This window comes from Glaciihabitans sp. INWT7 (assembly GCF_014217685.1).
Classification (GTDB): Bacteria; Actinomycetota; Actinomycetes; order Actinomycetales; family Microbacteriaceae; genus Lacisediminihabitans.
This window is the reverse complement of the sequence record NZ_CP043653.1, coordinates 1459427-1482941: the sequence shown is the minus strand read 5'-3', so window position 1 is coordinate 1482941 and position 23515 is coordinate 1459427. Positions and strand designations below refer to the sequence as shown.

Here is a 23515-nt window from a genome sequence, read left to right as displayed (position 1 = left end):
CTCCTAGTACACAGTCACGGTGGCGGTCGGGGCCTCGGAGGCGTCGGTGACCGGCGCTCCCTCCGGTCCCTTCTGGGCGGCGCGCTTGAGCAGTCGGAATTCGACCACCGCGAGGATGCCGTAAATGAGGGTGAACGAGATGATCGAGATCAGCACGTCGAGACCGGTGAGGTTGGGCGAGACGCCGTCCTTGGTCTTCAGCAGGCTGAAGACGATCCAGGGTTGGCGGCCCATCTCGGTGAAGATCCAACCGACGATCATGGCCGCGAGCGGGAGGGGGAACGCCCAGACGGCGATGCGCCACACCCACTTGTTCTGCGGCAGGCGTCCCTTACGCATGAGCCAGAGCCCGACCGCGGAGAACAGCACCGAGAGCATGCCGAGTCCGATCATCCAACGGAACGCCCAGTAGGTGACCCAGATGACCGGGGCATAGTTGCCGGGGCCGTAGAGCGTGCGGTACTGCGCCTGCAGGTCGTTGATGCCTTCGACGGTGCCGGTGAGGGTGTGCGTCGACAGGAACGACAAGAGGTAGGGGATGCGGATCGAGAACAGCTCGCTCACCCCGTCCGGCGTGCCGAGGGTGAAGATCGAAAACGAGGCATCCGCTCCGCTCACGGTGTTGTAGGCGGCTTCGGCGGCAGCCATCTTCATGGGTTGCGTCTGCACCATCACGAGCCCGAGCTGGTCGCCGGTGAGCACGGTGAGGATGCCGGCGCCGATCATGGTCCAGAGGGCGAAGACCATGGCCGGTCGCATCGTGTCGAGATTCTGCTTGCGGGCGAGGTGCCAGGCGGCGATGCAGATCACGAGCGCTGACGAGACCATGAACGAGGCGGCGATCGTGTGGGGGAACGAGGCGAGCGACACCTTGTTGGTGAGTACCGCCCAGATGTCCGTCAGTTCAGCCCGGCCGCGAGCCTCGTTGATGCGGAAGCCCACCGGATGCTGCATGAAGGCGTTCGCCGCGAGGATGAAGTAGGCCGAGAGGATCGTGCCAGCCGCGGTGAGCCAGATCGTGGCGAGGTGGATGCCCTTCGGCAGCTTGTCCCAGCCGAAGATCCACAGTCCGATGAAGGTGGCCTCGAGGAAGAAGGCGAGGAGCCCCTCCATGGCGAGCGGAGCGCCGAACACGTCTCCGACGAATCGCGAGTACGTGGACCAGTTCATGCCGAACTGGAACTCCTGCACGATGCCGGTCACCACCCCCATGGCGAAGTTGATCAGGAAGATCTTGCCGAAGAACTGCGTGAGATGGAGGTACTTGACCTTCGCCGTGCGGTACCACGCCGTCTGGAAGACCGCCGTGGTGGTTGCCATACCGATGGTGATCGGGATGAAGAGGAAGTGATAGATGGTGGTGAGCCCGAACTGCCACTGCGACAGTACGAGGGGACTGAGGATGTCGTTCACTGATTTCTCCGGATCGGTTGGTCGAGGGCTGTGACTGTGGCGTCGGCGACGGTGTCGCCGTGGACTACGAGGGTGGGGCCGGCGATGTTGAGCAGCACGTCGTGGCTCACCGGGCCGAGGGCGGACATCTGCGACCCGTGGCGCCGGGAGCTGCCGATCACCAGCAGCTCGGCCGATATCCCGGCATCGACGAGGGCCTCCGCCGGGGGTCGCCGCAGCGTGCGGGTGCGCACGAGCAAATCGTCTCCGGCGCTGCGGGCGAGGGCGACGGATTCGGAGCAAAGGGTCTCCACGGCGTCCCGAACGCGGGTGTCGGTGCGGTCGGCATCCGTGCCGGATGTGCCGCTTCCCGCGCTCCACGCGCGCAGCAGCACGAGTTCCTCGTGTGCCCGGTGAGCTTCGATCGCCGCAAAGCGCACGGCGGCTCGACCCGCATCCGAATCGTCGAGGCCCGCGACGATTCCGTGGCGTTCGATCGACGAGCCCTCGGGAATCACCGCAACCGGGCACCAGGCCGTCGCGGCGAGCTGAAGGCTGCGTGATCCGAAGGCCCGGCCGTGCAGGAACCCTGTCTTGTGGGTGCCGATCACCACGAGGTCGACCTCCCGAGAGGCGACTCCGAGTTCGACCATCGGGTCGCCGAGCAGCACCCGTGTCGTGACGGTGACGGAAGAATTGATGGAGCGGGCGAAGACCGCATCCTTCTCCACGAGTTCGAAGGCCGAGGGATGGAGTTCGGAGATCGACTGCTCGCCGATCATGCCCCATTCGTCATCGACGACGTGGACGAGCATCACCCGGGATCCGACGGATGCCGCACGCCGCACCGCCCAGCTGATCGCCGCACGACCCGCCGAGGTCCCGTCCGCGCCGACAAGGATCAATCCGTTCATCACACCGCCCCGCTTCTTCTATTGCTCCCAGCCTGTACGGATGCTCAGGCTTCGACCGGGCCTAAAGTCCCGTCGCCCTCAGATCGGCTCGGTCCACGACGCACTACGCTCGATGTGTCGGCACGCGAGGAATCTCGGCTTCCCCATCGGGCAGCCGGAACACCGCCGGCGGAGGAGTCACGTGGCATCGCACGATGAGCGGCTCACCTTTCCCGACGAGCCGCGGGCCGAACTCGATCGAGCCCTCAGCGACCTGGTGGATCGCGCGCAGGACGTGCTCGCGACCCAGGGGCGCCTCCGTGCGCTGCTCCGGGCGAACCTCGCCGTAGTGGAACACCTCGAATTGCCGGTGGTGCTCGAGCGGATCATCGAGGCTGCGGTCGAACTTGTTGGTTCCGAGTACGGCGCCCTCGGGGTGATCGCTCCGGGCGGCGGGCTCGAGCAGTTCATCCACGTGGGCATCCCTCCCGAGCAGGCCCGGATCATCGGGCACCTTCCCGAAGGACACGGCCTGCTCGGCGCGCTCATCGATGATCCCCGACCGATCCGGCTCGAGCATCTGCACGAAGACTCCCGGTCCAGCGGATTCCCCGCTGGCCACCCGGCCATGGAGAGCTTCCTCGGGGTACCGATCCGGGTGCGCGATGAGGTCTACGGCAACCTGTACCTCAGCAACCAGTCCTCCGGTGCGTTCAGTCGCGAAGACGAGCAGCTCGTCGAGTCCCTCGCCGCTTCCGCCGGTTTCGCCATCGACAACGCCCGGCTCTTCGCAGAGACCCGCCGCCGGCAGGCGTGGTCGGCGGCCTCCGCCGAGATCACCGCGGCGATGCTCTCCATCAATCAGTCCGATTCCCTGTCCACGATCGTGAGCCGGGTGCTGGTGCTCGCGGAGAGCGATCTCGTCTGCATGATCCTGCCGGGTTCGACCGAGGGAACCCTCGTCGTCGAGATCGCTCGCGGGCAGGGGGAGACCGAGCTCACCGGGCGCAGCTTTCCCGCCGCAGGCTCCCTCGCGGCGAGCGTGCTCGAGGGCAAGCAGCCCCGACTGGTGGGCGATGGTGGTGCGGATGCCCAGGTCTTCGCCATCGATAATGCGCTCGGCCCGATGATGGCGGTTCCCTTGATCTCCGCCGGACGAGCCGAGGGCGTGCTCCTGGTCGCCCGTGTGGCCGGGGGATTGCGCTTCACCCCCGCCGACCTCGAGATGGCAGCGGACTTCGCCGGTCAGGCGAGCCTCGCGGTTCAGCTGGCGCGCGCCCGGGCATCCGAAGAGCGGATGCTGCTGCTCGAGGATCGCGGACGCATCGCCCGCGACCTCCACGACCATGTGATCCAGCAGCTGTTCGGCACCGGGCTCGAGTTGCAGAGCGTCGCCGGATCGATCGAATCGCCCATCGAACGGGAGCGCATCCTGCAGTCGGTCACCAACCTCGACGCCGCCGTCACCCAGATCCGCACGGTGATCTTCGCGCTGTCCCCGCGCCAGGACAGGCGTGACTCTGTGCGCCATCGCATCCTCGATCTGGCCAACGACCTCGCCTCCGGCCTGAAGAAGAGCCCGACGGTCTCGTTCACCGGTCCGGTGGACCTCGTGGTCACCGGTGCACTCGCGGACGACGTGGTCGCGGTGGCCCGCGAGGCCCTGACCAACGCGGCCAAGCACGCCAACGCCGGCCAGACCGGGGTGACCCTCGACATCGTGGAGGGAACCGTCCGACTGGTGATCTCCGACAACGGGGGAGGTATCCTCGACACCTCGCGGCGCAGTGGCCTGGCCAACCTCGAAGAGCGGGCGATCGCGCGAGGCGGATCCTTCGTCGTGAACACCGGGCCGGACGGCACCTCGATCGACTGGAGCGTGCCGATCGAGACCTCAGACGACGGAACGGATGCGGCATGATCAGGGTATTTTTGGTGGACGACCACGAGATCGTGCGGCGAGGCATCGCCGAGCTGCTCGGGGCGGAGCACGACATCGAGGTGGTCGGCGAGGCTGGCACAGCGGCGCAGGCCCGATCCCGTATCGCCGCGACACTGCCCGACGTCGCGCTGCTCGATGTTCGCCTGCCCGACGGCAGCGGCATCGACGTCTGTCGCGATGTGCGCTCGCAGAATCCGCAGGTCAAATGCCTCATCCTCACCGCTTACGACGACGATGAGGCGCTGTCCGCGGCCGTCATCGCTGGGGCATCCGGCTACGTGCTCAAGGACGTCCGCGGCAGCGGCCTCGTCGACTCGCTGCGCAAGGTCGCGGCCGGACGCTCCCTGCTCGATCCGATGCTCACTCGCAAAGTGATCGAGCGCATCCACACCCGCACCGACACCGATCCGCGCCTCGGGTCGCTCACCGCCCGGGAGACGCAGATCCTCTCGCTGATCGCCGGGGGACTCACGAATCGTCAGATCGGCCTCGAGCTCTCGCTCGCGGAGAAGACCGTCAAGAATTACGTTTCCGGCCTTCTGGCGAAGCTCGGCCTGCAGCGACGCACCCAGGCGGCGATCCTGCACCTGGGATCCCATCCCGCGCCAGAGGAGTGACCGTGGCGTCTGCCGGGGTCGTTCGGCCGTGCGGAGCGGGCCGCCGACGATGGCGCAGACTTGGGGGATGAAAAAACAGACCCTGCTGAATTCATCCGTCGAAGTCCCCAACATCATTCTCGGGCTGATGCGCATCGAAGCGCTCGCCGACGAGGAGATCCGCGCCCTGGTGGGTGCTGCCATCGACAGCGGCGTCACCTTCTTCGACCACGCCGACGTCTACGGCAACAGCACCCATGGATGCGAACGACGCTTCGGCGACTCGGTCACGCTGTCGCCGACCGATCGGGCCGCCGTCACGATCCAATCCAAGGTCGGCATCCGCTCGGGCTTCTGGGACTACTCGAAAGAGCACATCCTCCGGTCCGTCGACGAGTCCCTCGCCGCCCTGAAGACCGACTATCTCGACCTGCTGCTGTTGCACCGTCCGGATGCCCTGGTCGAGCCGGACGAGGTCGCTGCCGCCTTCGACGCGCTGCACAGCGCAGGAAAGGTGCGCCAGTTCGGGGTGTCGAATCACACTCCCGGGCAGATCGAACTGCTCGCCGCGTCGCTGAATCAGCCTCTCGTGGTGAACCAGGTGCAGCTCAGCATCACCCACGCCCCGTTGATCGCTGCGGGAGTCTCCGCCAACATGGCCGGCCTCGACCAGTCGATCGATCGCGACAACGGCATCCTCGACTACTGCCGCCTCAAGGGCATCACCCTCCAGGCCTGGTCGCCGTTCCAGAAGGGATTCTTCGACGGGGTGTTCCTGGGCGATCGGGAGAACTATCCCGAGCTGAATGACGCGATCGACGACCTCGCGAGCTCCTACGACGTGCCGGCTGCCGCCATCGCGGTGGCCTGGATCACGCGTCATCCGGCCAACATGCAGGTGGTGTTGGGAACGACGAACATCCAGCGGATGCGCGACTCGGCTCTCGGCTCCGACCTGCCTCTCACGCGCCCCGAGTGGTACCGACTCTTCACGGCTGCCGGTCACGTGCTTCCCTAGCAAGGCTCAGCAAGTGCGGTCGGGGGCGGGCGTAAAATTCTCAGTGTGATACGTCCAACCCAGACCACTGTCGGCGAGCTCCGGTCCTCCGGCCACGTGCAGAAGACCCTTCGCGTGGAGATACGCGAGAACCTGCTGGCGGCGCTCCGCGAGGGACGAGACCCCTGGCCTGGGCTGCACGGCTTCGAGTCGACGGTGATCCCGCAGCTCGAGCGGGCCCTCATCGCCGGGCACGACATCGTGCTCCTCGGCGAGCGCGGGCAGGGCAAGACCCGCCTGCTGCGCACGATGGTCGGGCTCCTGGACGAGTGGACACCGGTGATCGAGGGCTCCGAGCTGGGTGAGCATCCCTTCGAGCCCATCACGACGGAGAGCCGCCGGCGTGCGTCCGAACTCGGCGACGCGCTGCCGGTGACCTGGCGCGGGCGGGATGAGCGTTACGCCGAGAAGCTCGCCACCCCAGACACCTCTGTCGCCGACCTCATCGGAGACGTCGACCCCATGAAGGTAGCCGAGGGACGCAGCCTCGGTGACCCGGAGACCATCCACTTCGGCCTCATCCCGCGCAGCCACCGGGGCATCGTGGCCATCAACGAACTGCCCGACATCGCCGAGCGCATCCAGGTGGCGATGCTCAACGTGATGGAGGAGCGGGACATCCAAATCCGAGGCTATGTGCTGCGGCTCCCGCTCGACGTTCTGGTCGTGGCGAGCGCGAACCCGGAGGACTACACGAACCGCGGTCGCATCATCACCCCGCTGAAAGACCGTTTCGGCGCGGAGATCCGCACGCATTACCCGACGGAGATGGCCGATGAGATCGCGATCATCCGTCAGGAGTCCGACCTGGTCGCCGACGTGCCCGACTACCTGGTCGAGATCCTCGCACGCTTCACCCGCGCGCTTCGCGAGTCGAGCGCAGTCGATCAGCGCAGCGGCGTGAGTGCTCGATTCGCCATCGCGGGCGCCGAGACGATCGCCGCGGCGGCGATCCATCGCGCCACCCGCCAGGGCGAGGCGGATGCCGTGGCCCGCCCGGTGGACCTGGAGACCGCCGTCGACGTGCTCGGCGGCAAGATCGAGTTCGAATCGGGGGAGGAGGGGCGCGAAGACGAGGTGCTCGACCACCTGCTCCGCACCGCGACCGCGGAGACGGTGCGCACACATTTTCGGGGTCTCGACTTCGCCGTGCTCGTCGAAGCCATCGAAAGCGGAGCCATGGTCACCACGGGGGAGCAGGTCACCGCCCGCGACTTCCTCTCCGGGCTCCCCGCCCTGGGCGAATCGGAACTCTACGACGAGATCTGCGATCGTCTCGGCGCGACCAACGACGGCCAGCGTGCCGGTGCGATCGAACTCGCCCTCGAGGGCCTCTACCTGATGCGCCGCATCAGCAAGGAGAGCGGTGGCGGCGAGGTCATCTATGGTTAGCCCGAGCATCGTCAGCGACCACCGTGGTTAGGGCCAATCGTCGACTGCTCCGTGCCCGGTACGGCAGGTACGAGGGCGGGCCGGATCCGCTCGCCGCGCCCGTCGACCTGACCGAGGCTCTCGATGCCATCGGGGAGGACGTGATGGCAGGCTCATCGCCCGAACGGGCGATGCGGGAGTTCCTGCGCCGTGGCGGCAGCGACCGGGCCGGTCTTGACGACCTCGCGCGCCGGGTAGCCGAGCGGCGTCGCGATCTCACCCGCAAGCACAACCTCGACGGCACGCTGCAGCAGGTGAAGGAGCTTCTCGAGAAGGCGGTGCTGGCCGAACGCAAACAGCTCGCCCGCGACACCGAGATGGATGACGGCGATCGGATGCTGGCCGAGATGCAGCTCGACGCATTGCCCGCCTCCCCGGCCGCAGCGGTGAGCGAGCTTGGCGCCTACGACTGGAAGAGCAGTGAGGCCCGCGCCGATTTCGAGAAGATCAAAGACTTGCTGGGTCGCGAGATGCTCGACCAGCGTTTCGCAGGCATGAAGGATGCCCTCGAGAATGCCACCGACGAGGACCGCGCCGCTATCACAGAGATGATGACCGACCTCAACGCGCTGCTCGATGCCCACACTCGAGGCGAAGACACCCCCGAGCAGTTCGATGAATTCATGCGCAAGCACGGCGACTACTTTCCCGACAACCCCACCACCATCGATGAACTTCTCGACTCGCTCGCCCGGCGCGCCGCCGCGGCGCAGCGCATGCGAAATTCGATGAGCCAGGAGCAGCGGGACGAGCTCGATGCCCTCGCCCAGCAGGCCTTCGGTTCCCCTGAACTGATGCAATCGCTCTCGCAACTCGACGGCACACTGCGCGCGTTGCGTCCCGGTGAGAACTGGGGCGGATCTGAACAGATGGATGGGGAGCAGGGTCTCGGCCTCGGTGACGGCACGGGGGTATTCCAGGACATCGCTGAACTCGATGCCCTCTCCGACCAGCTGTCCCAGTCCTACGAGGGCTCACGCATGGACGATCTCGACCTGGATGCCCTGTCACGCCAGCTCGGGGACGAGGCCGCCGTCGATGCGCGCACCCTTCAGCAACTCGAGAAGGCGCTCCGCGACTCCGGAACTCTCAAGCGGGGCTCCGACGGCCAGCTCAAGCTCACGCCCAAGGCGATGCGCCAGCTCGGCAAGGCACTGCTGCGGGATGTTGCCTCCCGGATGTCCGGCCGTCAGGGCAACCGCGACCTCCGCCAGGCCGGGGCCGCGGGGGAGCGCTCTGGCGCGACCCGTGAATGGGCCTTCGGCGATACCGAGGCATGGGATGTGACCCGCACGATCACCAACGCGCTGACCCGCACCGCGGGCGAGGGTGGCGACACCACAGCCGGCATCCGCATCGAGATCGGGGACGTCGAAGTGCAGGAGACGGAGGCTCGCACCCAGGCCTGCGTCGCGCTGCTCGTCGACACGTCCTTCTCGATGGCCATGGACGGGCGATGGGTGCCGATGAAGCGCACCGCGCTCGCGCTTCATTCGCTCATCACCAGCCGATTCCGCGGCGACGACCTGCAGCTCATCGCCTTCGGCCGCCATGCCGAGGTGATGGACATCGAGCAGCTCACCGGCCTCGACGCACAGTACGACAAGGGCACCAACCTCCATCATGCCCTCCTGCTGGCGAACCGGCACTTCCGTAAACATCCGAATGCCCAACCGGTCTTGCTCGTCGTCACCGACGGGGAGCCGACCTCTCACCTCGAGGCGAGCGGAGACGTCTTCTTCAGCTACCCGCCGCACCCGGTGACGGTCGCTGTGGCGGTGCGGGAACTCGACAATTCGATGAGACTCGGGGCGCAGACCACCTTCTTCCGGCTCGGCGAAGACCCCGGTCTCGCCCGGTTCATCGATTCGATGGCAAAGCGCGTCGGCGGCACGGTGGTGGCTCCCGAACTCGACGATCTCGGTGCCGCGGTCGTGAGCTCCTATCTCAGCTCACGACGGTCCGGCGGATCGGGTGGAGCAGGCGAAGACTTCGACGGGATGTTCGGTCGCGGATGGGGCCGCTGGGGCTGACCCGCACGCGCCGGCTAGAAAAGCGGCCAGGGCATCGCTGGCATCTCGCCGTGCGGCGCCGGAAAGCGCCCCTTCGCGAGAAGCCGGGTGCACCTTTCGGCGAAGGCAGCCAGTTCCTCCGCGGTGATCAACGGGGCAAGGGCCGCCCCGAGATCCCCGGCGAGAGCCGATCGCACGCGATCGATGCCGGCGAGCTCCTCGGGAACAAGCTCTTCGCCGAGCCATCCCCACAGCACCGTCCGCAGCTTGTGCTGCTCATGGAAAGTGAGCCCGTGATCCACTCCGTGGCGATGTCCGTCCGCCATCGCGAGCACGTGAGCGCCCTTTCGATCGGCGTTGTTCACGACGATGTCGAAGACGGCCATCCGACGCAGCGCCGGGGAGTCCTCGTGCACGAGCGTCACCGGGCGATCCGCGTGATCCGTGCCGTCGAAGACCCGACGCCAGCCGTGGTCGGGCACGGATTCAGTGGCCATCAGGTCCACGGCCTCCTGCCTGGGATCGACGTCCTGCCAGAGCTGCACCATCCCGGTGCCGAGCGGACCGTCACGCAGCCAGGTGCGCGGCACGACATTCCAACCGAAGGACTCGGAGACCAGGTAGGCCGCCACCTCTCGGCTCGCGAGATCCCCGTCAGGGAAGTCCCACAGCGGGCGCTCACCACCGATGGGCTTGTAGACCACGGGGATGCCGTCCAGCTGCGCGAGGAAGGTCGCGTTCGATGCCGTCCTGATGCGACCCGTGAGTTCGAGCTCACCATTCTGGAGGTCGGCAGCGGGCATCGTCAGAGGTCGCCGGGAAGCGTGTGGACGTGCCCTTCCGGGTCGATCGGTGAGCCGCAGACGGGACAGATCGGGCGACCGGCGCCGACCACCTCGAGGGTGCGCTTCGCAAAGGCCCTGGCGGTGCCGACCGGGATCCGCACCATCAGCATCTCGGCGGGCTCGACCTCTACGGGGTCCGGGTCGAAGGGGCTCGAATCGTCGTCCTCGGTCACGACGAGAGGGTAGGCCTCGATCACGATCTGGGCCGTCGAAGGGTCCCAACCCAGGCTCATCACCCCGGTGCGGAATTCGGCATCCACGGGCTGTTCGAGCGGATCATTGTCGACGAGCTCGATCGGGGTCTCAGCGGGCACGCTCACCGGGTTGCCCTCGGCGTTCATCAGCTCGTCGAGGATCTCTTCGATCTTCTCGGCGAGGAGTGCGGACTGCTCCTTCTCGATGCCGACGCTGACCACACGCCGTCCGGCGCGGGCCTGAAGGTAGAAGGTGCGCGCACCGGGTTCACCGACGGTGCCCACGACGACCCGATCGGGCCAGTCGAAACCGTGAACGATGGTTGGCATGCCCCCATCCTACGAGGGGGATGCGGGTGCTTCCTCAGCATTGCCTGCGCCGCCACCGACCGGTGCGTCCCCGACCGGGGCGGCGGCACGCAGCCAGGAGAGGTCGCCGGAATCGGTGTTCGTGCCGATGACCTCCGGTCGGCGCGTCCCGTACCGCACGATCGAAACGGATGCCGGGCCGACGCTGATCCGCTGGAACAGGTCGAGGTGCATCCCGAGGGCGTCCGCCAGGATCGATTTGATGATGTCGCCGTGACTCACCGCCACCCAGACGGCGCCAGGCCCGTGCTGCGATTCGAACGCCGCGTCGTGATGCCGAATCGCGGCGACGGACCGGGCCTGCATCGTCGCCATCGACTCGCCGCCGGGGAATATCGCGGCGGAAGGATGGGACTGCACCACGGACCAGAGCGGCTCAGAGGCGAGGTCTTTGAGGGCTTTCCCCTGCCATTCGCCGTAGTCGCACTCGGTGATCCCCTTGTCCAGCACGATCCCCGCGAGGTCGGCCTGGTGGGCGAGGATCGCCTGCGCTGTCTGTCGGCAGCGCTCGAGGGGGCTCGAGACGACTCCGACGAGGGGAACTGCCGCGATCCGCGTACCGACCCGCGCCGCCTGTTCAATCCCGAGTTCGTCAAGCCGCACCCCGGCGGCTCGGCCCGCGAGCACGCCGGCGACATTCGCGGTGGTGCGACCGTGCCGCACGAGGATGACTGTGGCCATGGGCTCAAGCCTAGACATCGTCCCGGGTCGGGCTGACCCCGCGACGCCCGATACCGCCTCGAGGCGGGAGTCGTTGTGGGTTCCACCGGTGGGGAGTCGCATCCTCTTCCGGGTCGATCGCTGGGCTGCGGAGATAGACAGTCGGAATGAAGAATCGCGCGCTGATCTTCCGTTTCGATAGAACTTCAGCTGCGGCATAATGAGCTCACCTATGGTGACTTACCGTCGCAGTCGCCAATGAGCATCGAACCCGAGGCACGTGTGAGCACTGCAGACGCTGCGGCAAAGAAAAAGCGCAAGCTGATAAAGCGAGCGTCTGGGGTGGTCTCCGTCTTTTTCGTCGCGGTAGTCGCCCCCGTGGTTGTGATCTTGGTCACCCGGCAGGGCGCGACGACGACTTCCGCTCCCTCCTGCGATGACCCCGCTTCGCTGCACCTTGTCCGGTCGATCTCGGCCGCCGCCGACAACTACCTCACCGAACCAAACAACGGCGAGGTACACCTTCCTGCGCTCGCGATCGACCGGGATCCCAGCACCGCCTGGGTGGAGGACGGCCAACAGAAGTATGGTGAGGGAACCACAATTACTTTTACTTTCGCCACAGAGGCCGACCTGCAGATGATCTGTGTGGTGAACGGTTATGCGAAATCAGCGAAGACCTTTACTGAGAACGCGAGGGCTCGCGTGTGGTCGGTTCACACTCGCGGCCCGGCTGTTGAATCGACTCTCAAGGACAAACCAGAATCCGACTTCGATGCCTACCAGAAACTGCGGATAACAACGGGACCCACATCCACAGTAGCGATGACCATTGAGGTTGTGCGGCCCCCGACGGGAACAATCCGCTACAGCGACACCGCTCTGAGCGAAGTTCTCTTCTTCGCTCGATGATGTGGAGAGTGAGGCGGGACCCGAACGACAGGCTCGAATCCGTCCAGTCGCACAGGATCCCCGAGCAGGGCGTGCCTGGGCTCTCACCACCTCGCTGGTCTAGAACCGTCCGATCGGCAGGCGATGCTCGAACAGTCGCCCGCGCAGTGAATCAGGGGTGATCCGAACGTAGACGAAGGTCTGAATCGGCACCCACGGCGGCAGAGAATCGAGTTCCTGGTCGGTCAGGGTGGGATCGAGATCCAGATGGACCGCGTGGCCCTTCAGCACGACACTCCAGACACCGCCATCTGTCTCGGCATCCACCTCGAAGACGACGTGCCGATTGTGCGTGAGTTCGCGGAGTTTCGACCCCTCGGCGGTGCGGAAGAGGATCGTCTCCCCGTCGCAGAGGTAGTTGACCGGATAGATGTCCGGACGGTCGCCCTCGCTCAGTCCCAGGTGCCCGAAGTTGCGGCCCCGCAGCAGATCCCAACTCGCCGCATCGGACAGTTCCTCGACCGTGCCCTGTGGTGACCAGCCGTCTTCCGTCGTGTCATGGGACATCGGATACCTCGGGGCTGACGATGATCTTTACCGCGGTCTCCTTGTGGTTGATGAGGGTGTCGAATCCTTCGTCGATGAGCCGGTCGAGAGTGATGCGGCCGGTGATGAACGGCGCGAGATCCACCTTGCCCGCCTGCACGAGGGCGATGGTCGCGGGGTGATCGTTCACGTAGGCGATGGTGCCGCGCAGGTCGATCTCCTTGAGCACGAGCTTCTGCATGTCGATGGTGGCCGGTTTGCTCCAGATGGAGACGTTGACGATCACCCCGGCGGGCTTCACCAGGTCGAAGAGCTGGTCGAGCACCGCGTTGACGCTGGTGCACTCGAACGCGACATCCGCTCCGACGCCGTCGGTCAGCTCCATCACCCGGGCGACCACATCCTCCGTCGTCGGGTCGATCACGTGATGCGCGACACCGGTTGACACGGCCTTCGCCTTGCGCGCGGCACTGGGCTCGGACATGATCACCGTAATCCCCTCGGCCTTCAGCACGGCGGCAAGGAGGAGCCCGATCGGTCCGGCACCCCCGACGAAGGCGACGTCGCCGGCCTTCGCGCCGCTGCGCATGAAGGCATGATGCCCCACCGACAGCGGCTCGATCAGGGCGGCCTGGTCGAGGGGGATGTCGCCGATCGGATGCACCCACCGGCGATCCACGACGACCTTCTCGCTGAGTCCGCCTCCGCCTCCGGCGAGACCGATGAAGCCCATCTTCGTGCAGAGGTTGTAGTTGCCCGCTCTGCACGGAGCACACTCACCGCAGACGAAATACGGTTCGACGACGACGTTCTCGCCCACGCTGAGGTCCGTGACCCCGTCTCCGAGGGCGGAGATCGTTCCGGAGAACTCGTGGCCCATCGTCACGGGCTCCTGCTCGTGCGTCAGCGGATGGGGGTGACCGGAGGCCGGAATGAAGAGGGGCCCCTCGAGGTACTCGTGAAGGTCGGTGCCGCAGATGCCGCACCAGGCGACGTCGATGGCGACCGCTCCCGCTCTCAGCTCTGGTTCCGGAATGTCGTCGATGCGGATGTCTGTCTGTCCGTGGAAACGTGCGGCTTTCATGAAAATCAGCTCTCTCTTGGGGTGGTGTCGTCGTGAACGGAAGGGGAGATCAGGCGGTGACGTACTCCTTGACCGCCGTCGTGATGTCGGCGAGGCCTTTCTTCGCGTCGGCGAAGAACATGCCGGTCTTCGGATCGGTGAACAGCGGATTGGTGATGCCCGCATAGCCCGGACGCATCGATCGCTTGAGTACCACCACCGACTTCGCGTGGTCGACATCGAGGATCGGCATGCCGGACACGGCGTTGCCCGGCTTTCTCGCGTCGGGGTTGCAGACGTCGTTGGCACCCACGACGAGAGCGACGTCGCAGTTATCGAAGGCGGCGTTTGCCTCGTCGAGCTGCAGCATCTGCTCATAGGGCACATTCGCCTCGGCGAGCAGAACGTTCATGTGACCCGGCATGCGCCCGGCGACGGGGTGGATCGCGTACTTGACGTCGATCCCGTGATCGGTGAGCAACTTGGCGAGCTCTGCGACCTCATGCTGCGCCTGCGCGGCAGCGAGCCCATACCCGGGCGCGATGATCACGTGTTGGGCGTAGGCGAGCTGGATGGCCACATCATCGGCGGTGAGCTCTCGCACGTTCGTGAGATCGACCGCTTCGGATCCGCCGGCGGTCGCCGTGTCGCCAGTGCCGAATCCACCGAGGATGATCGCCCCGACCGATCGGTTCATCGCCTTCGCCATCTGCAGGGTGAGGATGGTGCCGGCTGCGCCGACGAGGGCACCGGCGATGATGAGCGCCTGGTTGTCGATGGCGAAACCGGCCATGGCGACGGCCAGCCCGGTGAACGCGTTCAGGAGGGAGACGATGACCGGGGCATCCGCTCCGCCGATCGGGAGCACCATCAGCACGCCGAAGACGAGGGAGGCGATCATGATCACCAGCAGGATGAGAAGGTTCGGCGGCACGATGAGCAGCAGCACTCCCGAGCCGACCGCGATCAGGGCGACTATCACGTTGAGCACTCGTGCACCCGGGAAGGTGAGCGGCTTGCCGGAGATGATGCCCTGGAGCTTGCCCGCCGCGATGAGCGAGCCGGAGAAGGTGATCGAGCCGATGAGCACATCGAGCACGACCGGAATCGAGATCGTGAGGTCGAGGGATGCCCGGCTGAGGTTGGCGACGAAGTCCGCGAATGCCACGGCCGCTGCGGCCCCTCCGCCGACGGCGTTGAAGACGCTCACCAGTTGCGGGATGGCGGTCATCTTCACCGTTCGCGCCCGGATGACCCCGTAGCTGGCGCCGACCGCGGCACCGACCACGAGCGCACCCCAGCCGATCCAGTTGCCGCCGAAGTCGACGAGGGCGAACACGATGGTGGTCAGCACGGCGATGGCCATGCCCCCGGCCGAGATCAGGTTGCCCTGCCGGGCCGTGGAGGGAGCGCGCATCTTGTGCAGCCCGACGACGAAGAGTGTCGCCGCGCCGAGGTAGAAGATTCCGACGAGGAATTCGAACATGCTCATGATGCGACCTTCGCGTCGGTGGCGGGAGCGGGGGCGGGATGCGGGCGGGTGAACATCTGCAGCATCCGATCGGTCACGACATAGCCGCCGAACACGTTCGCGGCCGCGAGCACCGCGGCGATGAACGTCAGCACGTAGGCGGCCGGGCTGTTCGCCACGGACGCGATCACGATCGCGCCCGCGATGACCACGCCGTGGATGGCGTTGGCGGCCGACATCATCGGGGTGTGCAGGGTGGACGGGATCTTGCTGATCACCTCTACCCCCACCAGGAGGCTCAGGATGAAGATGGCAAGGTTGCCGAACAGGGTGTCGATCATGATGCCTTCGCTTTCGATGGTTCAGGGTCGGCCGGGAGGGCGTCGAGCTTCAGAGCCGTGCGGACAGCCGCATTGGTGACTGTGCCGTCATGACTCACGACGATGTTCCTGTGCACCTCGTCCGTCGTGTCGATCACGACAAGGTTCGCCGGCGCGAGGGAGGCGATGACGGCGATGACGTTTCGCCCGTACATCTGGGAGGCGGAGGCCGGCAGGTCGGAGGCGAGTTCGCCCGCTCCGATGATCGTGACGCCTCCGGCCGTGACCGTCGTCTTGCCGTCGATCGAACCGGCGACATTTCCGCCCTTGTCGCTCGCTCCGAGGTCGACGCACACCGTGCCGGAACGCAGGTTCTTCGTGGTGGCTTCTGAGACCAACTCCGGGGGAGTGCGCCCAGGCACCTTCGCCGTCGTGATGATGATGTCGAAGTCGAGGAGCGCCTTGGCGAGCTCTGCCTGCTGCGCAGTCTGCTCCGCATCGGTCATCGCACGGGCATAGCCGCCCTTTCCGGCACCCTGGGCGACGGACGAGGTGAGGAACTTGGCGCCGAGCGATTCGACCTCACCGCGCGACGCCGCCCGCACGTCGTAGCCGGTCACCACCGCTCCGAGGCGTTTCAGCGTCGCGATGGCCTGCAGTCCGGCGACCCCGGTACCGATGACCATGGCCTTCGCCGGGGTCGCGGTGCCGGATGCCGTGATCATCATCGGCAGGTAGCGACCGTAGGCCGCCGCCGCGACGATCCCGGCGCGGTAACCGGCCGCACTCGACTGCGAACTGAGTGCATCCATCGACTGGGCACGGCTGAGAGTACGCGGAAGCAGTTCGAGGGCGACAGCGGTGACGCCCCGGTGCGCGAGGTCCGCGATGCCGGGGAGGTGATTGAGCGGATCGATGAGTCCGACCAGCGTCTGCCCGGATCGCAACGCCGCGGCGAGTGCGTCGTCGGGAAATCGGAGGACGGGGATGACCGTGCACTTCGCAATGATCTGCTGACGCGAAACCACGCTCGCGCCGGCATCGGTGTAGGCAGAATCCGAAAATCTTGCACTCGCCCCGGCACCCGACTCTACCCAGACGACTCGACCGTCGGCGGTGAGTCGTTTCACGGCGGAGGGATCGAGGGCGACTCTGCGCTCACCCGCAGAGGATTCCTTCAGCACCCCGATGGTCAGGGCCGGGGTGTCGCTGCCCGAGTGGACCGCGGTGTTCGAAGTGGGTTCCGCCGTGCCACCGGGAGCGGTGGGTGGGGTGGCGGTGATCGATGTTTCCATGGGATCCCTTGTTGGGTGGCGATGCGCTTCACCGGCGACCCGAGCGATGCACAGCCCGTTGTCTCAGCGGAGAACGGCTTACAGTCCAACAGCCGGGCACCACCCACGTCGAGGGACCTAGGTCCCGAGCATCGGGCACAATCTCACCCTCTAATGGGTCGAAAAGGAGAGTCGATGACCGACATGAAAGCGTGGCGTTCCAATCGGGGAGACCACTCGATCGAATTGGGGCGGGTGGGAAGGCCGGATCCCGAAGTAGCGGAGGTGCTCGTGAAGGTGTTCGCGTGTGGCGTCTGCCGCACGGACCTGCATGTGATCGATGGCGAGCTGCCGGTGCACCGCGAGCGGGTCATCCCTGGACACCAGGTGGTGGGACAGGTGACCGCGGTCGGTTCGGGTGTACACACCCTCACCCCCGGCGATCTTGTCGGTGGGGCGTGGCTTCGCAGCGCTTGCGGTGCCTGCGAGTGGTGCAGATCCGGTCGGGAGAACCTCTGCCCTTACTCCGCTTACACCGGCTGGGACTTCGACGGCGGCTTCGCGGAGTACCTCACGATTCCCGCAGCCTTCGCATACCTGCTCCCCGCGGGTACCGACCCCATCACCACCGCACCTCTGCTCTGTGCCGGGATCATCGGCTACCGGGCCCTTCAACGCGCGCAACTGCCACCGGGCGGCAATCTGGGTCTCTACGGATTCGGATCGAGCGCCCACCTCACGGCGCAGATCGCGAAGGCCGCGGGCGCGCGCATCTCTGCGATCACCCGGGGTGCGAAAAACCAGGAACTCGCCCGATCGCTCGGCGTCGACTTCGTCGGAGCGGAGGATGCGATCCCCGACGAGCCGTTGGATGCCTCGATCCTCTTCGCGCCCGTCGGAGAGATCGTTCCCCAGGCCCTCGCAGCCACCAAGCGCGGCGGCACCGTCGTCATCGCCGGCATCCACCTCTCTGACATTCCCGCAATGAACTATGAGAGGGACCTTTTCTACGAGCGCGACCTGCGGACCGTGACGGCAAACACCCGGGCGGATGGGGAGGCCTTCCTGCGGATCGCCCACCATCTCGCGCTCGCGCCAGAAGTCACCGTCTATCCGTTCGACCAGGTCGATGTCGCAGTGGACGACCTCCGGGCCGGTCGAGCATCAGGCTCGCTGGTGATCTCGTTCACCTGACAGCATGCCGATGATCTGCGCCCAAGCGAGGTACTAGGGGTCCAAAATCCCTAGGCGCGGGCGGCAGCGATGTGAGGCTCGAAGACGACGCGGCGCCGCCGCAGAAAATGGTCTTTCGACATGACGTACCAGACGATCAATCCGTACACCAATGAAACGGTCGCGACCTTCCCCGATGCGACGATCGCCGAGGTCGACGCAGCGATTGCTGCCGCACACAGTGCATTCCTCGCCTGGAGGGAGACCCCCTTCTCGACCAGGACCGCCGTTCTCGCCAAGGCGGCCGAGCTGTTACGTGCCGAGAGACGTCGCTATGCGGAGCTGGTCACCCTCGAGATGGGCAAAGTGATCGGAGAGGCGGAGGCAGAGGTCGACCTGTCGGCGGACATCCTGCAGTACTACGCCGAACATGGCGAGTCGCTACTCGAGACAATCACTGTGCCGGTGGCTTTTGCCGCGGAGGGTGAGGTCGAGATCGTGAGCCAGCCGCTCGGTGTGCTTCTCAGCGTCGAGCCCTGGAATTTCCCGTACTACCAGGTCGTGCGCGTGGCCGGCCCGCAGTTGCTCGCCGGCAACACGATCCTGCTCAAGCACGCCAGCAACGTGCCACAGGCTGCCGCGATGTTCGACGATCTCTTCGAGCGCGCGGGGCTGCCTGCCGGGGCGTTCAAGAACCTCTATCTGCCGCACAACCTCACCGAGCACGTCATCGACGACCCCCGCGTGCGTGGGGTGGCCCTCACGGGCAGCGAAGAGGCGGGCGCGATCATCGCCGCCTATGCTGCCAAAGCCGTGAAGAAGAGCACCCTCGAGCTCGGTGGCTCGGATGCCTTCGTGGTGCTCGGCGACGCCGATATCGACAAGACGGTGCAGTGGGCCGTCTTCGGGCGCCACTGGAATGCCGGGCAGGTCTGCGTGTCCGCGAAGCGCTTGATCGTGGTCGACGAGGTCTTCGACGAGTTCCTGGAGAAGTACCGCGCCGGGGTCACCGCGCTGAAGATGGGGGATCCGATGGATCCGGCAACGACTCTCGCCCCGCTTTCGTCTCAGGGAGCCGCCGACAAGCTGGCAGTGCAGGTGGAGAAGGCCATAACCGGAGGCGCCAGGGCGGAGACTCTCGGCGAGAAGGTGCCCGCGACTGGCGCGTTCTACCAGCCGACGATCCTCACCGGGATGACCAGCGCGAACCCCTCCTACTACGAGGAGTTCTTCGGCCCGGTCTCTATCATCATCCGCGTGCAGGACGAGGCCGAGGCGATCGCCGTCGCAAACGACTCGCCGTTCGGCCTCGGCGGATCCGTATTCACCAGGGACACGGTCAACGGGGAGAAGGTGGCCCGCAAGATCGAGACCGGGATGGTCTACGTGAACCACCCGACAATGGTCAAGGCCGATATCCCTTTCGGCGGGGTGAAGCACTCCGGTTACGGCCACGAGTTGACGAACCTCGGCATCCAGGAATTCATCAACAAGAAGGTCATCGACATCGTCGACATCGACGCTGCGTTCTGATCTGAGCCACCCTGCCTTCTGATCGAATGACGGCCCGCCGGCGATGTCGCCGGCGGGCCGTCATTCGGTGTCCGCACACGACTGTGCGGGGGCCTCTCGCTACTCAGCCCTTGGTCACCGCGACGCTCACCGGGGTGGGGTTGGCGAAGAGGTCGAGCACGGGGCAGTGCTTGTCGACGACCTCGCGCAGTTCCTGGTACCGCTCGTCGGACTCCGGACCGGTGAGGGTGATGTCGAGACGGATGTGGCTGAAACCGGCGCGCACGCCCTCGTTGATACCGAACAGCTTGCTGGCATCGAGGTCGCCTTCGGCAACGACCGAGATGTCGTCGACCCGGATGCCGAGCGCCTGCGCATAGAGGCGGTAGACCACGACCTGGCAGGAGATGAGGGCGCCGAGCGCGGCCTCCACCGGACTGGCGGCGACGTCGTCCCCGGCGAGGGCGGCAGGTTCGTCCACGAAGAAGCGGTGCTTGCCCGCGGTGATGGCGGTGGCGACCGAACCTTCACCCCGGCCCTTCACGCGGTAGGTGAGGTGAGCCTGAGCAGGGTCGGTGGCGATCCGCGAGCCCCAGGAGGCCCCGGCGGCGGCGAGTCGTTCGGCGCGGTCCGCCGCGCTGGAGGTGGGTGCTGTGGCTGAGTCGAGAAGTGTCATGGCCATACCGTAGGGTCGGCCGCGCGGCATCCGTCGAGCGTGACGTCACACGGAGTCTCGCGGCGTAACAACCCGCGATCGCACCGGCAGAACTGGCGTCAGTCCCCGGCCCACCTCACGCCGTGGACAACGTCACGGTATCGACCGAGATCTCGAATGCCCGTGTTGTGCCCGTGTTCTCCAACTTTGGCACGGTGCAACTATCCTCTGGCCCACCCGGGTGGGTCGCTTTCCCTGGGGGAGTGCGGCGGATCCTTCGACTGGGCACATTTCTTTGGTGTCGCGCGGCGTACTGTCGAACTGTGAAAATCACAGTGACCGGCGCTGCCGGACAGATCGGGTACGCCCTCCTCTTTCGCATCGCGTCCGGCGCGATGCTCGGCCCGGGGGAACCGGTCGAGCTGCGACTGCTCGAAGTACCGCAGGCGATGCGAGCCGCGGAGGGGATCGCGATGGAGCTGGACGATTGCGCCTTCCCGCAGCTCACCTCGATCGATATTTCGGATGATGCGACTCACGCCTTCGAGGGAAGCAGCGTCGCGCTGCTGGTCGGCTCCCGCCCGCGCACGGCGGGAATGGAACGCGGTGATCTCCTGGCGGCCAACGGCGGTATTTTCGGGCCGCAGGGTCGGGCGATCAACGATGCCGCGGCAGACGACATCCGCGTTCTGGTCGTCGGCAACCCGGCCAACACCAATGCGTTGATCGCGGCCGCGCACGCCCCGGATGTGCCGTCCTCGAGATTCACCGCGATGACCCGCCTCGACCACAATCGGGCCCTGTCACAGCTCGCGCGTCACCTCGATGCGCCCGTTTCCTCGCTCTCCCGCCTGACGATCTGGGGCAATCATTCGGCCACGCAGTATCCGGATCTCAGCCACGCGCTTCGCTCCGGTGATCCCGTCACGGTGGAACAGGGATGGGTCGAGAACGATTTCATCCCCACTGTCGCCCAGCGCGGAGCGGCGATCATCGAGGCTCGCGGTTCCTCGTCCGCCGCATCCGCAGCAAATGCCGCGATCGACCACATGCGCGACTGGATCCACGGCACGGCGGCGGGCGAGTGGACCTCGGCCGGCATAGTCTCCGACGGCTCGTACGACGTGCCGGCAGGGCTGGTCAGCTCCTTCCCCGTCACCTCGTCGGGCGAGGACTGGCAGATTGTTCCCGACCTCACGATCGATTCGTTCTCCCGGTCGCGAATCGATGCCTCAGTGGCGGAGTTGCTCGAGGAGCGTTCTGCGGTGGCAGCGCTCGGGCTGCTGCCTGGCAAGCCCTGACCGCACCACCCGTCACAAACCGCCGGCGACAGTCCCTGACCAAGCGTTCTACGCCAGCTCACCGCGCCGGGCCGCCCACGACTGTGTCGGGAGCCGTCAAAAATGGCTGGCTAACGGATGCCTCGAAGCGCTTTGCGTCGGCTCACAGCCCGGATTCGCCAGAGAATAGCTCGACAACGTGTGCAGCATCCACCGAGCCGAACAAAAGAAGAGCCCGACCAGGGGCCGGGCTCTTCTTTACCTCCGGTGACGACCGGACATCTCTCTCGAGCATGCCTTCATTCATCCTGTTGTGGGTGATTCGGACAATTGATTTTGCCCCGCCATCATTGGCCACTTTTGATAGCTCCGAAAGCCATTCCACGGGATAACTCCCGAAATTCCACGAAGCACCATACTTCCCAGCAATTCCGGGGGAGTGCAGGAGTCCGACGCGATCCGCACAATCAGTCGGACTCAATGCGGAATGCTGTCCCCGAAGGTCACGTCCCGTGGAGTGGTGGAGTTTCTCGAACACCGTGCGGGTCAGTTATTTCAGTTTAGGCGGCAGTCAGTTCGGGGAGGATCACCGCCTCGTCGATGGGCTCGGCCGGGGTGTTCATGGACTTCAGTTGGGACTGCCCCCGGTTTGGTTGACTCTTGACCTGTGGAGATTCGTCTTCGCTGGAAGGATGTCAGCATGCCCAAGCCCTACCCGCCCGAGTTCCGCCGTGACGTTGTCGCGGTCGCTCGCAAGCACGAAGCCCCGTTGGGCCAGATCGCGAAGGACTTCGGAATTTCGGAGTCGTGTCTGGCGTACTGGCTGAAGAAAGCCGATGTCGAAGACGGCGTCAAGCCTGGCGTAACCGAGAAAGAATCTGCTGAGCTGCGGGAGGCGCGGAAACGGATCCGGCTGCTGGAGCAGGAAGCCGAGGTAATGCGCCGCGCCGTCGCCTACCTCTCCCGGGATGTCAACCCAAAATGATGTACCCGCTGGTCCGCGAACTGGCCGTCGACGGAGTCCCCGTCACGGTGACCTGCCGGGTATTGCGCTTCTCCAAACAAGCCTTCTATCAGTGGCTCCGAAACCCCGTCTCGCAACGTGATTGGGACGACGCTCACCTGACCAACGCGGCGTGGGACGCCCACCGGGACGACCCCGCGTTCGGCTACCGGTTCATCAGCGACGAACTCAACCAGGCTGGCCTGAAGGCGGGCGAGAACCGGGTTTGGCGGCTCTGCTCCCAGCAGCGGCTCTGGTCCGTGTTCGCGAAGAAACGCGGCCTGAGGGGCAAAGCCGGCCCGCCCGTCCACGACGACCATGTCCAGCGGAACTTCACCGCGACACGCCCGAACCAGCTGTGGTTGACGGACATCACCGAGCATCGCACCGATGAGGGCAAAATCTACCTCTGCGCGATCAAGGACGTGTGGTCGAACAAGATCGTCGGCTACTCGATCGACTCCCGAATGAAAGCATCCCTGGCGGTCGCTGCGGCCCGCAACGCGATCGGGCAACGCGACATCGCCGGCACGATTCTGCACTCCGACCGCGGCTCTCAATTCCGCTCCAACGCCTTCGTGCGGGTGTTGAAGAACAACGCCATCACCGGGTCGATGGGCCGCGTCGGCGCGTGCGGCGACAACGCCGCGATGGAGTCCTTCTTCGCGCTCCTGCAAAAGAACGTCCTCGACCGGCAACGATGGGCCACGAGGGAAGAGCTACGCCTCGCGATCGTGGTCTGGATCGAGCGAACCTACCATCGCAAGCGTCGGCAACGCCGCCTCGGCAAACTCACCCCGATCGAGTTTGAGACAATAAACATGGCACTCAACGCCGCGTGAAACCACTAACCCACCGAGTCAACTGAACTCGGGGCAGTCCCACCTGGCTGGTGACCCAGATGGTCAACCGGGTTGACGTCCTCACCCTGATGGA

Annotated in this window: 21 protein-coding genes; 10 read left to right on the top strand and 11 right to left on the bottom strand. The window is 65.8% G+C overall.

Annotation, left to right across the window (positions count from 1 at the left end):
* Window positions 1-3: 3 nt before the first annotated feature.
* A complete protein-coding gene (locus tag F1C58_RS07260; protein WP_185203742.1) occupies window positions 4-1413 on the bottom strand; it encodes a cytochrome ubiquinol oxidase subunit I in 1410 nt (469 codons plus the stop codon).
* A complete protein-coding gene (locus F1C58_RS07255) occupies window positions 1410-2306 on the bottom strand; it encodes a universal stress protein (RefSeq protein WP_185203741.1) in 897 nt (298 codons plus the stop codon). Before F1C58_RS07255 ends, F1C58_RS07260 begins: the two co-directional genes overlap by 4 nt.
* Before the next feature lie 181 nt (window positions 2307-2487).
* Here F1C58_RS07255 and F1C58_RS07250 point away from each other — a divergent pair, with 181 nt between their 5' ends.
* The 5 genes from F1C58_RS07250 (at window position 2488) to F1C58_RS07230 (ending at window position 9344) form a co-directional block, all read left to right on the top strand.
* Window positions 2488-4206 (top strand): GAF domain-containing protein, encoded by a 1719-nt coding sequence (locus F1C58_RS07250; RefSeq protein ID WP_255461331.1) that lies wholly within the window; start codon window positions 2488-2490, stop codon window positions 4204-4206.
* Window positions 4203-4844: a response regulator transcription factor gene (locus F1C58_RS07245; protein ID WP_185203739.1), complete on the top strand. Its 642-nt coding sequence runs from the start codon at window positions 4203-4205 to the stop codon at window positions 4842-4844. Before F1C58_RS07250 ends, F1C58_RS07245 begins: the two co-directional genes overlap by 4 nt.
* Before the next feature lie 67 nt (window positions 4845-4911).
* Window positions 4912-5841 carry an aldo/keto reductase family oxidoreductase gene (locus F1C58_RS07240; protein WP_185203738.1) on the top strand — a complete coding sequence of 310 codons (930 nt, stop codon included), beginning with the start codon at window positions 4912-4914 and terminating at the stop codon, window positions 5839-5841.
* Window positions 5842-5886: 45 nt separating this feature from the next.
* Window positions 5887-7272 (top strand): AAA family ATPase, encoded by a 1386-nt coding sequence (locus F1C58_RS07235; RefSeq protein ID WP_185203737.1) that lies wholly within the window; start codon window positions 5887-5889, stop codon window positions 7270-7272.
* Between the two features lie 23 nt (window positions 7273-7295).
* On the top strand, window positions 7296-9344 hold the full coding sequence (locus F1C58_RS07230; RefSeq protein ID WP_185203736.1) for a VWA domain-containing protein: 2049 nt from the start codon (window positions 7296-7298) through the stop codon (window positions 9342-9344).
* Between the two features lie 14 nt (window positions 9345-9358).
* Here the strand turns inward: F1C58_RS07230 and F1C58_RS07225 are convergent, their stop codons facing one another.
* From F1C58_RS07225 to F1C58_RS07215, 3 genes are read right to left on the bottom strand one after another with little or no spacing between them, the layout of a single operon-like run.
* The gene (locus tag F1C58_RS07225) at window positions 9359-10126 is read right to left on the bottom strand and encodes an SCO1664 family protein (protein WP_185203735.1); all 768 of its coding nucleotides are present in this window, start codon (window positions 10124-10126) and stop codon (window positions 9359-9361) included.
* A 2-nt stretch (window positions 10127-10128) separates the two neighbouring features.
* The gene (locus F1C58_RS07220) at window positions 10129-10692 is read right to left on the bottom strand and encodes a DUF3090 domain-containing protein (protein ID WP_185203734.1); all 564 of its coding nucleotides are present in this window, start codon (window positions 10690-10692) and stop codon (window positions 10129-10131) included.
* Window positions 10693-10701: 9 nt separating this feature from the next.
* Window positions 10702-11412, bottom strand: a complete 711-nt coding sequence (locus F1C58_RS07215) for a histidine phosphatase family protein (RefSeq protein ID WP_185203733.1) — start codon at window positions 11410-11412, stop codon at window positions 10702-10704.
* Window positions 11413-11649: 237 nt separating this feature from the next.
* Here F1C58_RS07215 and F1C58_RS07210 point away from each other — a divergent pair, with 237 nt between their 5' ends.
* The gene (locus F1C58_RS07210) at window positions 11650-12303 is read left to right on the top strand and encodes a hypothetical protein (RefSeq protein ID WP_185203732.1); all 654 of its coding nucleotides are present in this window, start codon (window positions 11650-11652) and stop codon (window positions 12301-12303) included.
* 99 nt (window positions 12304-12402) lie between these two features.
* Here the strand turns inward: F1C58_RS07210 and F1C58_RS07205 are convergent, their stop codons facing one another.
* Genes F1C58_RS07205 through F1C58_RS07185 form a run of 5 tightly spaced genes read right to left on the bottom strand, consistent with a single transcriptional unit; the run spans window position 12403 to window position 16977 of the window.
* A complete protein-coding gene (locus F1C58_RS07205; RefSeq protein ID WP_185203731.1) occupies window positions 12403-12849 on the bottom strand; it encodes a pyridoxamine 5'-phosphate oxidase family protein in 447 nt (148 codons plus the stop codon).
* Window positions 12839-13912, bottom strand: coding sequence for a 2,3-butanediol dehydrogenase (locus F1C58_RS07200; RefSeq protein ID WP_185203730.1), 1074 nt, complete (start codon window positions 13910-13912; stop codon window positions 12839-12841). Before F1C58_RS07200 ends, F1C58_RS07205 begins: the two co-directional genes overlap by 11 nt.
* A gap of 49 nt (window positions 13913-13961) precedes the next feature.
* A complete protein-coding gene (locus F1C58_RS07195; protein ID WP_185203729.1) occupies window positions 13962-15383 on the bottom strand; it encodes an NAD(P)(+) transhydrogenase (Re/Si-specific) subunit beta in 1422 nt (473 codons plus the stop codon).
* Window positions 15380-15703 (bottom strand): NAD(P) transhydrogenase subunit alpha, encoded by a 324-nt coding sequence (locus F1C58_RS07190; RefSeq protein WP_185203728.1) that lies wholly within the window; start codon window positions 15701-15703, stop codon window positions 15380-15382. The genes F1C58_RS07195 and F1C58_RS07190 overlap by 4 nt, the downstream gene beginning before the upstream one ends.
* Window positions 15700-16977 carry an NAD(P) transhydrogenase subunit alpha gene (locus F1C58_RS07185; RefSeq protein WP_185203727.1) on the bottom strand — a complete coding sequence of 426 codons (1278 nt, stop codon included), beginning with the start codon at window positions 16975-16977 and terminating at the stop codon, window positions 15700-15702. The genes F1C58_RS07190 and F1C58_RS07185 overlap by 4 nt, the downstream gene beginning before the upstream one ends.
* A 174-nt stretch (window positions 16978-17151) precedes the next feature.
* Here F1C58_RS07185 and F1C58_RS07180 point away from each other — a divergent pair, with 174 nt between their 5' ends.
* Entirely contained in the window at window positions 17152-18150 is a 999-nt protein-coding gene (locus tag F1C58_RS07180; RefSeq protein WP_255461330.1) for a zinc-dependent alcohol dehydrogenase family protein, read from the top strand.
* Window positions 18151-18270: 120 nt separating this feature from the next.
* On the top strand, window positions 18271-19662 hold the full coding sequence (locus tag F1C58_RS07175) for an NAD-dependent succinate-semialdehyde dehydrogenase (RefSeq protein WP_185203726.1): 1392 nt from the start codon (window positions 18271-18273) through the stop codon (window positions 19660-19662).
* Between the two features lie 103 nt (window positions 19663-19765).
* Here F1C58_RS07175 and F1C58_RS07170 read toward each other — a convergent pair whose 3' ends face one another.
* A complete protein-coding gene (locus F1C58_RS07170) occupies window positions 19766-20317 on the bottom strand; it encodes an OsmC family protein (protein WP_185203725.1) in 552 nt (183 codons plus the stop codon).
* A 302-nt stretch (window positions 20318-20619) separates the two neighbouring features.
* On the opposite strand from F1C58_RS07170, the gene F1C58_RS07165 reads away from it, so the two are divergent.
* Together F1C58_RS07165 and F1C58_RS07160 are read left to right on the top strand one after the other, a co-directional pair.
* Window positions 20620-21597, top strand: coding sequence for a malate dehydrogenase (locus F1C58_RS07165; RefSeq protein ID WP_185203724.1), 978 nt, complete (start codon window positions 20620-20622; stop codon window positions 21595-21597).
* A gap of 679 nt (window positions 21598-22276) precedes the next feature.
* A protein-coding gene (locus tag F1C58_RS07160; protein WP_185203723.1) for an IS3 family transposase occupies window positions 22277-23421 on the top strand; the annotation gives its coding sequence in 2 pieces (ribosomal slippage) (window positions 22277-22556 and window positions 22556-23421; 1146 coding nt in all).
* Window positions 23422-23515 lie beyond the last annotated feature (94 nt).